7 protein-coding genes are annotated in these 11,268 nt (G+C 69.9%); 3 read left to right on the top strand and 4 right to left on the bottom strand.

From position 1 onward, the window contains the following. The first annotated feature begins 12 nt into the window (after positions 1 to 12). Entirely contained in the window at positions 13 to 687 is a 675-nt protein-coding gene (locus ACFQQJ_RS02060) for a copper resistance protein CopC (protein WP_377103563.1), read from the top strand. A 53-nt stretch (positions 688 to 740) separates the two neighbouring features. On the opposite strand, the gene ACFQQJ_RS02055 is transcribed toward ACFQQJ_RS02060, so the two are convergent. Beyond that, positions 741 to 1,895, bottom strand: coding sequence for a hypothetical protein (locus tag ACFQQJ_RS02055; protein ID WP_377103561.1), 1,155 nt, complete (start codon positions 1,893 to 1,895; stop codon positions 741 to 743). A 103-nt stretch (positions 1,896 to 1,998) separates the two neighbouring features. Beyond that, positions 1,999 to 3,663, bottom strand: coding sequence for a glycosyltransferase (locus tag ACFQQJ_RS02050; protein WP_377103559.1), 1,665 nt, complete (start codon positions 3,661 to 3,663; stop codon positions 1,999 to 2,001). A gap of 120 nt (positions 3,664 to 3,783) precedes the next feature. On the opposite strand from ACFQQJ_RS02050, the gene ACFQQJ_RS02045 reads away from it, so the two are divergent. Beyond that, on the top strand, positions 3,784 to 5,121 hold the full coding sequence (locus ACFQQJ_RS02045) for a Gfo/Idh/MocA family oxidoreductase (protein ID WP_377103557.1): 1,338 nt from the start codon (positions 3,784 to 3,786) through the stop codon (positions 5,119 to 5,121). Between the two features lie 53 nt (positions 5,122 to 5,174). Next, positions 5,175 to 7,685, top strand: a complete 2,511-nt coding sequence (locus tag ACFQQJ_RS02040) for a CDP-glycerol glycerophosphotransferase family protein (RefSeq protein ID WP_377103555.1) — start codon at positions 5,175 to 5,177, stop codon at positions 7,683 to 7,685. Between the two features lie 24 nt (positions 7,686 to 7,709). Here the strand turns inward: ACFQQJ_RS02040 and ACFQQJ_RS02035 are convergent, their stop codons facing one another. Then, on the bottom strand, positions 7,710 to 9,605 hold the full coding sequence (locus ACFQQJ_RS02035; RefSeq protein WP_377103553.1) for a fibronectin type III domain-containing protein: 1,896 nt from the start codon (positions 9,603 to 9,605) through the stop codon (positions 7,710 to 7,712). A gap of 145 nt (positions 9,606 to 9,750) precedes the next feature. Further along, entirely contained in the window at positions 9,751 to 11,259 is a 1,509-nt protein-coding gene (locus tag ACFQQJ_RS02030; protein ID WP_377103551.1) for a fibronectin type III domain-containing protein, read from the bottom strand. Positions 11,260 to 11,268: the final 9 nt, after the last annotated feature.

Raw genomic sequence — 11,268 nt, 5'->3', positions numbered from 1 at the left:
CGTGGCTGGGGAATGCTGTGGACGCGGATCGTCGCCGGTGTCGGCGCTGCCCTGATGATGGCCCTCGCCGTGCCCACTCCGGCCGCCGCCGTCGATGACTACCTCGTGGCGAGCGAGCCTGCCGCGCGACAGGAACTGAAGGCCGAGCCGGGCTGGGTCACGCTCGCGTTTCGCACCAAGGCGAACGCCAAACTGGCGAAGATCCTGGTGCTGGACGCCGACGGTCGGAACGTCACTTCTGGTGCTCTCATCGTCGAGGGAACAAACGTGACCACCCAGCTCGCGTTCGACCTGCCCAAGGGCACCTATACCGTGATGTACCGCACGAGCGGCGCCGATGGGCGCGTCCGGGGTGGCTCCTTCCAGTTCGCCTACGGAAAGGGCACGTGGAGCCAGTCACAGAAGGAGGTCTGGATCGGCGAGGAGGAGCAGCCACCCGTGCTGGCCAACCCCGATCCGAATGCCACTTCCACGCCGACGGCAACCCCCACGACGTCGGCCAGCGAGATGCCGACCCCGTCCACCGGGGGGAGCGGTACTCCTGGGGGGCCGTCGTTCAGCACCACGCCGGAGCCCACCGGCAGCGGTGACGGGTCCGTGGCCGTGGGATGGTTCGTCGCGGGCGGCGTGCTGCTGCTCGGTGCGGCCGGCGCCGGCGTCTGGCTCGCCCGGCGACGCCGGTCCTGAGACGGCTCTCCCCGGCTCCGCTCGCCAGGAGCCGGCGGTACGGGGAACTCCGCCTATACCGGGGCGGCCGACTGCCCGGGGCGCAGGCGGCGTCCGAGCCCGCGTCGCACGCGGCCGGTCCATCGGCGTATCGCCTGGAGTGAGCGGCGCAGCGATCTCCTCCACGTCCGCAACCCTCCGCGAAGGGGAGCAAGGGCGAGGGCGAGCGCGAGCGCCCATTCGACCGGGCGGTTGCGGACGGGCATTGCCCGCAGCTTCGCGAGATTCTCACGCGCGAAGACGATTCCCCCGGCCTTGATCTCCAGCCGCGCGATGGCTCGGGGGCTGACTGTGTGGGGGAAGGTGTGCGATCGCTCGAGTGCGCCGACGGAGTAGAGGGCGATCATCGTCCGCAGGCACTTCTCGCAGCGCCCGCAGTTGTACTCGCCGGGATGGGTGCAGTAGCAGACCCGGAGGTGGCGCATGGCGAGATCGGAGTCCGCGACACGGGCCGTCTTGGCCAGCCGACTGGCCGGTCGATCGTGGACGATGCGCACCGTGCTGGACCACAGGGGATCGAGTTCAGGATCGGAGCCCCACGGGTGGGCGTGGCTGGACGGGATGATCGCCGTCCCGATCACCGGAGAGAAGAGGTGGGCGATTCCCGCCAGCGCGGCCCCGTGGTACTGCTTGCCCCAGCTGCACCAGCGGTTCGAGAGTCGTCGAAGGTTCGTGCGCGCGGTGAGGAGTTCCACCCCGAGTTCCTCGGCGATCTCGCCCACTGCCGCACGCGCGCGCTCATCCAGCCAGTCCTTCCTGAGGCCGATGTCGAAGCCGGTGACGAAGATCAGGTGCGTGACTTCGCTGCTGTGGTCGAGCGCGCTGTAGAACGAGTCGACGCCCCCGGAGAAGAACAGCCCCACCCCCGTGCCGCGGGGCGCCGGGTCCACCCAGGTCGCCTCGACGTCGACCTCCGTGAGGTTGGCGTGCCATTCGGCGAGGATCGCCTGGGCGGCGCGGCTCGCGGGCAAGGCATCGGTGGCGACCGGGCCGTCGAACCGGAGGCGGGCGCCGCGGCGCATCGCGATCGGGGTGAGCAACGGCACCCACGGCGTGAGCGAGGTGTCAATCGGGGCGTCGGTCTCGATGAAGAGGTGCCCGCCAGGAAGGACGTCCACGGCGTTCCGCCCGGGTTCGGCCCGTGTCCGGACGATCAGTTCCTCGACCACGCGACCCTCCCCGAGACGTGCGGGCACCCGCCTGTGGAGCCACGCCCGGGCGCCCACCCTAGTGCGGGGGCGCGGCAGGGTGGAAGGGCCACCCTGCGTGGGACTACTCCCAGCCCTTCGCGTCGAGCTCGGTGAACAGGGCCCCCCACCGCGCGGCGAAGGCCTCCTCGCTGAAGTCCGCGGCACGCACGCGGGCTGCCGCCGACAGCCGCTGGAGCAGCGCCGGGTCCTGGAGCGTCGCGACGATCCGTTCGGCGAGCGCCTTGCGGTTTCCGTAGGGCACGAGGAGGCCGTTCACGCCGTCGTCGATGATGTCCGCCGGGCCGTAGCGCAGGTCGTAGCTGATCACCGGGCAGCCGTAGCTCATCGACTCCTGGAGCGTCAGTGGTGCCCCCTCGTAGCGGCTGCTCATGATGCACAGGGACGCCCGCTGGTAGGCCAGGTTCGGCTGCTTCGTGAACCCCATCAGCTTCACCTGCCGGCCCAGGCCGAGATCGGAGACCAGGTTCTTCAGCGCGGGCAGGTCGGGGCCCTTGCCGTAGATCTCCAGCCGGGCCTTCGGCAGCTTCGCCACCACCATGGCGAACGCCTCGATCGCGTGGTCGACCTGCTTCTGGCGGTCGAGCCGGGCCATCATCACGACCAGGTTCGGGTCGCGTTCGATCCCGGGCTCCTCCTTCGGGGGGCGCACCGAGTGGGGCAGCACCTTGAAGGAGTCGGCGCGCCCGTACCTCGCCTCGGCCTCCGCCCGCTGGGTGGCGGTGAGGAAGACCACGGCGTCCACGCGGTCGCGAGCCTCCAGCACCGGACGGAAGCCGGGGCGGATGGCGGTGATGTCGTTGTACGGCTCCTTGATGTGCGCGTTGTGGAACACGTAGATGGGCTTGGCGTTCGCCCGGGAGTAACTGAGCAGGTAGCGGTCCAGGTAGCGGTCCTCGCACATGATGAAGGCGTGGTCGTCGCCGATCAGGCGGTCCAGGCACAGGTGGTTGATCGGGTCGAGGCTGTCGTGCACCTCCACCGGACGGGCCTCGCGGTCGAACACCGTCACCCGCTCCACGCTGCGCTGCTGGGTCTCCGGGTCGATCACCCACCACACCGTGAAGGACGGCGTCTGGTCGGCCCGGTAGTGGATCTCCTGCCGTGGCAGGTTGTGGTGGAGGTCCATGTACACCCGCCGGCGCAGCGTGCCGTTGGGGCGGAACTCCTCCCGCAGCGTCCGGGCCCGGTTCGGGCTGAAGAAGTCCCGGACGATCATCCGTCCGGCGTAGTCGTAGCGCTTGTAGAAGCGGTAGACGCCCTCGGCGTCGAAGAACCGGTAGATCTCCCAGTCCGGGTCCTTCACCCAGTGCAGGCCCGGCTCCTCCAGGGGGTGCTCGACGTCCGGGCCGTCCCAGGTGGTGTCGTCGGGGTAGTAGTCGTGCAGGCACTCCAGCCGCAGGGTGTCCCCGATCACCCCGCGCTCCCGCAGGTCGTGCTCGATGTCCGCGAGTTCCGTCGAGTGCAGGAACGTCACCAACCGTGACTCCACGCCCGCCTGCTCGGCGAAGATGCGGGCCTTGGCGATGATCGACGCGCTGCGTCCGGCGTAGGCGCGGGGGAGGGCGTTGACCGCGTAGAGGTAGAGCGCCTTCGGGAACGGCGTGAGCTCCGGCACCGGCTCCAGTGGACGGACGGCGGGCTTCGGCGCGACCTTCTTCGCGGGCGGTCCCTGCACAACGGTGCGGGCCTTGCGGGCGAGACGGCGCAGGGGGCCGGGCAGCTTCACGTCGCAACTCCTCGGGTGCGGATCTGCGACAATCTAAGCATGGCGGCCCCCGCGCCACGGGGGCTCCGACTCCACAGGCCGGGGCGGGGCCGGGCGACGACGACCAGCGGGAGGACGCGCATGCGGGTGATCACGTACGGAACCTTCGACCTGTTCCACGAAGGGCACCGGCGCCTGCTGGAACGTGCGAAGGCGCTGGGCGACTACCTGATCGTCGGCGTCACGACCGAGAACTACGACGACTCCCGCGGCAAGCTGAACGTGCGGCAGAGCCTGATGGACCGCATCCGCAACGTGCAGGACAGCGGCCTGGCCGACGAGATCATCATCGAGGAGTACGAGGGCCAGAAGGTCCAGGACATCCAGAAGCACGGCGTCGACATCTTCGCCATCGGCTCGGACTGGCTGGGCAAGTTCGACTACCTCAACGACTACTGCAAGGTCATCTACCTCGACCGCACCAAGGGCGTGTCCAGCACCCAGCTCCGCAACGAGAGCGCGGGCGTGATCCGGCTGGGCGTCATCGGTTCCGGGCGCATCGCCGCCCGCTTCGTCGCCGAGGCGCGCTACGTGTCCGGGGTCTCGGTGGAGGCCGTGTACAGCCGCCGCTTCGAGTCGGCGAAGGCGTTCGCCGAGCGTCTCGAGCTGGAGTGGGCCAACGAGAACGTCGAGGACCTGCTCAAGCACGTGGACGCGGTGTACGTCGCCACCCCGCACGACACCCACTACGCCTACGCACGGCAGGCGATCGAGGCCGGCGTCCACGTGTTGTGCGAGAAGCCGATGACGCTGACCAAGGCGCAGACCACCGAGCTGTTCGAGCTGGCGACCCGGCACGAGGTCGTGCTGCTGGAGGCAGTGAAGACCGCCTTCGCCCCCGGCTTCCAGCGCATGGTCGCGGTCGCCCGCAGCGGCTCGATCGGCCAGGTGCGCTCGGTCGACGCCACCTTCACCAAGATCGTTAAGTCCGGCCGCGAGCTGGAGGGTCCGGACGGGGGCAGCATCTCCGAGCTGGCCACCTACCCGTTGCTGGCCGTGGTCAAGCTGCTGGGCACCGACTTCACCAAGGTCACCACGCGGTCGCTGAAGCCGGCCGGCGCTCCGGTGGAGGTCTTCAGCCGCATCGACGTGGACTACCCGCACGGGACCGCGTCCGCCCGGACGGGGATCGGCGTCAAGGCCGAGGGCGAGCTGATCGTCGCCGGCTCGGCCGGCTACGTCTACGTCCCTGCGCCGTGGTGGCTCACCGAGTACTTCGAGACCCGTTTCGAGGACCAGTCGAAGAACAAGAAGTACTACTACAAGTTCGACGGCGACGGCCTGCGCTACGAACTGGCCGAGTTCGCCTTCATGATCCGCAACCGCACTCCCGAGTCGTTCAAGCTGAGGGCCGCCGAATCGATCGCCATGGCGGACATCATCGAGCAGGCGAGGGCCGGCGCGGCTATCTTCGAGTGAGCAGCCCGGTCACAAGGGACCGGGCAGGACACCGCTGAATCGACGAGGAACGCATGGCGCAGAAGTTCAACCGGGTCGAGACGCTGGTTCGCAAGGCGAAACGGTCCCGGTTCTCCTTCCTCTACTCGGGCTACCTGCTGGGCCGGCGCGCCTACCGCAGCGTGGTCAACCGCTTCACCGACCAGCAGGTCGGCTGGGTGGCGCGCCTCCAGTCCGGACGGTGGGTGGACGAGACCCGCTTCGAGCTGTCCGGCTGGGCCTTCGAGCGCGGGACGGGCAGCAACGACGTCGCGCCCACGATCACGCTCGTCCTCCGCAACCACCGCACGGGGCGCAGGACCGAGGTGCCCGCCACCCTGCGCTACGACAGCGCGGCCAACATCGGTGCCCGGCTGATGCCCGTGGACTACGGCGAGTTCGCCTTCGTCGCCACCCTCGACCTCGCGCCGCTGCTGGCCGGCCGGGCCGGTGACGCGTGGACGGTCTCGGTGCGCGTCGACAGCGGCGACCGCGTGGTCACCGGCACCTTCCGCACCCGGGCGAAGACCGGCACCGCCGGCTACCTGGTCGCCCGGACCGCCGGCGATCGTCAGGTGCTGCCGGTGTGGGACGCGAAGACCGGGCTGGGCTTCCAGCTGCGGGTGCCCGAGGCGCTGGGCCTGTCGACCAGCTTCGCCGGCGACCGGGTCGAGGTGCTCGTGCGGGCGCCGCAGTTCCCGGTCGCGCACGCCGCCCTGGTGTCCGAGGGGGGACGGGTGGCCCTCGCGGTGGCGGCGGAGGCCGACGGCACCTACCGGCTGGCGGGCGAGCTGCCCGCGCCCGGGCTCCCCGCGATCAGCGAGTACCCGGAGGAGGAGCGCGAGGAGGCGAACAACCCCGAGGACCTCGGAGCGTCCCTCGCCGTTGCCGACCACCGCATCGAGGTGACCGACACCGCCGGCAACAGGGCGGTGGTGGCCAGCGGGCTCGACGAGCACGACGCCGCGCCGGCGGCCGGGGAGGTCCGCTACGCCTACACCGGTGAGGGCGGCGCGCTGTGCGTGCGCGACACCACGGCGATGCTGCTGGTCGAGGACGTCGAGCTCACCGACGAGCCGTTCGGACTGCGCTACCGCGGGCGGGTGCTCGGCGACCTGGACGGCGCGAGCCTGGTGCTCACCGGCCCCCGGCAGGACCTCGAGGTCGCCCTCACGCTGGACGGTGACCGCTTCGAGGCGTTCGCGCCGCTGCTGATCAGCACCTGGGGCCAGCCCGAGCTGCCGCCGCAGACGGGTTCCTACGTGCTGCGCGGGCGTACCGCCGGCGGCGCCTGGTTCCGCGTCGGGGCCGCGTCCGGCCTGATCCAGCGCACGCCGATCCGCACGACCGGGACGTGGCTCAAGGTGCGCATCGGCGTCACCACCGGACGCCGCGTCACCTGCCTGCTGAGCGCTCCGCTGGAGGACAAGCTGGTCGGCGACTACCAGCAGGCCCGGCTGAAGGCCGAGTACCACGCGCGCACGTTCGAGCCGCAGGAGGCCATCTACTTCGAGAGCTTCAACGGCCGCGCCGCCACCTGCAACACCTACGCCCTCGACCGCGAGGTCGCCCGGCGGTTCCCGGAGATGACGCGGTACTGGGGGGTGCTCGACCTGTCGGTCGCCGTCCCCGAGGGCGCGGTGCCGGTGCTCAAGGGCACCCTCGAGTGGTGGGACGCCCGCAGCACCTGCCGCTACGTGATCATCAACGAGTGGATCCGGCAGAAGTTCCGGCACCAGCCGTTCCAGGTGGTGCTCCAGACCTGGCACGGGTCGATGTTCAAGCGGATCGGCCTCGACCGTCCGAACTTCAGCAAGGACGAGCAGCACTTCCTGGCCCTCGAGCGCGCGAAGTGGGACATCCTGCTGAGCCAGAACGCGCACAGCACCGAGATCTTCCGCTCCGCCTACGCGTGGGACAAGCCGATCTGGGAGGAGGGCTACCCGCGCAACGACGCCATGTCGACCTCGTCGGGCGAGGCGATCCGGGAGCTGCTCGGCATCCGTCCCGACCAGAAGGCCGTGCTCTACGCGCCGACGTGGCGGGACGACCACGAGGAGACGATGGTCGACTTCCTCGACCTGCCCGAGATGGCGCGGTTGCTGGGCGGCGACTACGTCCTGCTGCTGCGGGGGCACTCGCGGACGCTGCGCAGCGGGTCGAACGTCCGGGTGCCCGGCGTGATCGACGTCACCAGCTACCCGCACGTGACCGACCTGTTCCTGGCGGCGGATGCCATGATCACCGACTACTCGTCGGTGATGTTCGACTACTCGGTGACCGGCCGGCCGATGATCTTCTTCGTGCCGGACCTCGAGAAGTACCGCGACAAGACCCGCGGGGTGTACTTCGACCTGGAGGAGCTGGCCCCCGGCCCGGTGCTGTTCACCCAGGACGCGGTGGTCGCCGCCGTCCGGGCGCTCGACGCCGAGGCGCCGGGCTATGCCGCGAAGTACGCCGCCTGGCAGCAGATGTTCAACGCGCACGACGACGGGCACTCCGCCGAGCGCGTCATCGACCGGCTGTTCGCCCTGCCCCGGCGGTAGCGGCCGCAGGGAGGCCGTGCGGGCTCAGGGCAGCCAGACCGTGGCCCGGATCAGGTTGTGGTCGGACGGGATCACGCCGACGAAGTTGTTGCTCGCGTCGACGTCGACGACCGTCTCCCACTCCGAGACCCGCATCGGCGTGGTGAAGATGTAGTCGGTGTAGCTGCCGTTGACGCTGCCGGAGCGCCGCGCGTACCGCTCGAAGTTGTTGTAGCTGTAGTAGTTGGTGTTGATCCGCTTCTCCACGGTCGCGCCCACCGCGGTGGACGACCGGTAGGTGTTCCCCAGGGGGTCGACCAGCCCGGACGCCACGAAGGTGTCGTAGGGCACGTTGCTCGGCACGTCCCACTTGCTGGAGTTGGCGTCGCCGACCAGCACCACGGGCAGCTTGCCGGTGTTGAGCCGGGCGATCGCCGCCACCACGGTCTCCGCCTCCTGCTTGCGCACCGTGTAGTAGGTGGTGGAGCCGCTGGTGTCGTTGTTCGGCTCGAAGTGGATGTTGCCGAAGAAGAAGCTGCGTCCCGAACTCTTCTGGGTGAAGGTGGCCCAGGCCAGCCAGCGCGGGTAGTCGTGGAGCGGGCTCACCGGCAGCGAGACAGAGCCGTGGGCGAGCATCGTGAGCCGGTCGGTGCGGTACATGATCCGGGTGCCGTTCGTCGCTCCGCGGTCCTTGTACTCGCAGTTGGTCGGCGTCGTGCTCTTCACGCAGTTGTTGCGGTAGCCGTTGGTGATCGCCCACGGCTCGCCGAGGCGCTTGAGCAGGTCCTCGAACTGGGCGAGGTTGAGCAACGTCCCGTCCTCGGTGAGCCAGGACTGCTGGGCCTCCTGGAACCCGATGACGTCGGGGTCGGCCCCGTTGACGGTCGCCACGACCGCGCCCCTGCGCTCGGACCAGGGCAGCTCGTCGATGCGGCTGGACGAGCAGGTCGCGCAGCGCACGTTGTAGCTGGCCACCCGCAGCGGCTTGGCCACCGACGGGGTGGTGATGGTCACGGTCGGGGAGTAGTCGGACGCGAAGTCGCCGTTGGTGTCCAGGACCCGCACCTTCACCGAGTACGTGGTCTGGGGCGCGAGGCCGCTGAGCACGGCGCTGTTCGAGGTGGCCGAGACGTACTCGGCGTCCGTCCACGGGGTGGCCGCGTACTTCACCCGGTACCGCGTCGCTCCCGGCGTCGCCGTCCAGCTCACGCTCGCCGTGGTGGTGCTGGTCGCCGACGCGGACAGGCCGGACGGCGGGCTGAAGCTGGCCTTCCCGGTCGTCTTCACCGCGAGCATCGGGGAGTACTGGCTGAGATTGGTGCCCTCGGGGGTGATCACCCGGACACTCACGTAGTAGGTGACGCCGGGGCTGAGGTCGGTGAGCTCCGCGCCGGGGCCGGTGACCCGGACGAACGACTCGTCGGTGAGCTTCGAGCTGGTCGCCCAGCGCACCCGGTAGTTGTCGGTGTCCCCCCGGGGCGCCCAGGCCAGGGTGAGGGTCGAGTCGCCGACGGCGGTGGCGGCCAGCCCGGAGGGGCTGAGCAGCCCGAAGTCGCCGGTCTTGCGGGTGGTGACCTTGATGGTGGAGCTGTAGGAGCTGAGGCTCGCGGACTTCGCGCTGATCACGCGCACCTTGAACCAGTAGGTCCGGCCCGGCGTGAGGCCGGTGACCTCGATCCCCGCGCTGGTCGCCTTGAGGTAGGCGGGGGAGCGCATCGAGGAGTTGTCGTCGTACTTCACGCGGTAGGCCGGCGCCTTGCTCACGGCCTTCCACGCCAGCCGTGCCGACGTGGTCGCGGTGCTGGTGGCGGTCAGCCCGGTGGGGCGTGACCAGGCCGCCTGCGCGGGGGCCGGGTTGGCGAGGGCGCCGGTCAGGGCGAGCAGGACGGCGAGCACCGTCGCCACGGCGTTCCGGACGAAGGTCGGACGCACACGTGACATGGGGGGACTCCTGGGACGGATGCTGCGGGCGTGACGGACGCTAGCAGCGTGCCCGCCGAACCCGGGAGTTACAGGAGTGGAACTCTCAAGGCACGCTCAAGGGGAGCGTGTTGCCTTGTCGCAGCGTTGTGCGGGCGGCGCGCGCCTATGGCAGGTAGGCGGTGGCCCGGATCAGGTTGTGGTCGGACGGGATGACACCGATGAACCGCCCGGCCGAATCCACCCGCACGACGACCTCGTACTCGCTGACCCGCATCTTGGTCATGAAGATGTAGTCGGTGTTGGAGCCGTTCACGTCGCCGGGGAAGTTGCGGGCCTTGCGCTTGTACATGTTCAGGCTCGCGTAGGAGGTGTTGATCCGCTTCTCGACGAACGCGCCCGGCGCGGAGTTGTGGGACCGGTAGGCGTTGCCCAGGGGATCGAGGTAGCCCGCGCGCTGCATGATGTCGTAGGGCGCGTTGCCCCACTTCTCCCACTTGGTGCTGGCGTAGTCGCCGACGGCGATCACCGGCAGGCCGTCCCGCAACCGGGCGGTCGCAGCAACGATGGCGTTCGCCTGGCGCTTGCGCGCCGTCCAGCCCTTGCGCCCGTCATTGGGCTCGAGGTGGGTGTTGGAGAAGAAGAACCGCTTGCCGGTGGACTTCTGCTCGAAGATGGCCCAGCCGAGGAACCGCTTCGACGCGCCGCGGGGGAGCGCGATGGTGCCCTGCTTGATGAGCTTGAGGCGGTCGGAGTTGTAGATCGTCCGCACGTCGGGGGACGCGCCCCTGCGGTACTCGGTGAGCTTGTACGGGCTGCCGAGTCGTCGGATCAGGTCCATGTACTGGGTGCCGCCGCCGGGGATCCCGCCGATCGAGGCCTCCTGGACGCCGAGGACGTCGAGGTCCTCCGCGCGGATCTGGGCCACCAGCGGGCCGCGCCGCTTCGCCCACGTCGCCTTCCCCCGCGAGCAGTTCTCGCACAGGATGTTGTAGCTGCCCACGCGCAGCGGCAGCGACTCGGGGGTGGTCAGGGACGTCGGCTCCGACCACGCCGACACGGGGTTGGCGGCCGTGTCGACCGCACGCACGCTCACGTAGTACTTCGTCGTACGTTCGAGCTTCTTGAAGGTGACGTGGGTGCCGTCCACGTCCGTCTGCCCGGACAGGTTCGCCGGGTCGGTGCCCATGATCACCTGGTAGTTCAGATCGGGCTCGGGCTCCGTCCAGTCGGCACTGATCGAGGTGCTGGTCTGCGCGGAGAGGTTCACCAGCGGGGCGGCGAGCGGATACTCCCGGTCGCCCGTGGTGAAGGTGATCGTGGAGCCCCAGTCCCCGGTCGTGTTGGTCGAGGGATCCCAGGCCGCGACGCGGACGAAGTAGGGGGTGTCCGGGATCAGCCCGGTGAGCACGGCGACGGTGTCGTCGGACGTCGCCCGCGCGGCCGTGAGGAAGCTCGGGGAGGTGTCGTAGTCGACGGCGTAGCCGGCGGCGTGCTCCGCGGCGGGCCAGGTGAGGATCGCCATGGTCGAGCGCTGGCTGACGCTCACGGCCGGAGGCGGCGCGGGAAGGACGGGCTCGGCGATCGCTGCGTCCGTCGGGCCGCTGCCCACCAGAAGGCCGACGCCGGCGAGCATGGCGAGCAGCCGGACGAACCGACCCCTCCGCGTGCCCACGCGACCTCC

Origin of the sequence: Propionicimonas sp. T2.31MG-18, from assembly GCF_964266745.1 — a bacterium.
Taxonomy (GTDB): domain Bacteria; phylum Actinomycetota; class Actinomycetes; order Propionibacteriales; family Propionibacteriaceae; genus Propionicimonas.
Note: the sequence above shows the minus strand (reverse complement) of the source record. Positions and strands in the feature narration are given on the sequence as shown.

What these genes read in the sequence shown, in the direction of transcription:
- ACFQQJ_RS02060 (WP_377103563.1), top strand. Translation starts at nt 13, where the DNA reads ATGCTGTGGACGCGGATCGTCGCCGGTGTCGGCGCTGCCCTGATGATG.
- ACFQQJ_RS02045 (WP_377103557.1), top strand. Translation starts at nt 3,784, where the DNA reads ATGCGGGTGATCACGTACGGAACCTTCGACCTGTTCCACGAAGGGCAC.
- ACFQQJ_RS02040 (WP_377103555.1), top strand. Translation starts at nt 5,175, where the DNA reads ATGGCGCAGAAGTTCAACCGGGTCGAGACGCTGGTTCGCAAGGCGAAA.
- ACFQQJ_RS02035 (WP_377103553.1), bottom strand. Translation starts at nt 9,605, where the DNA reads ATGTCACGTGTGCGTCCGACCTTCGTCCGGAACGCCGTGGCGACGGTG.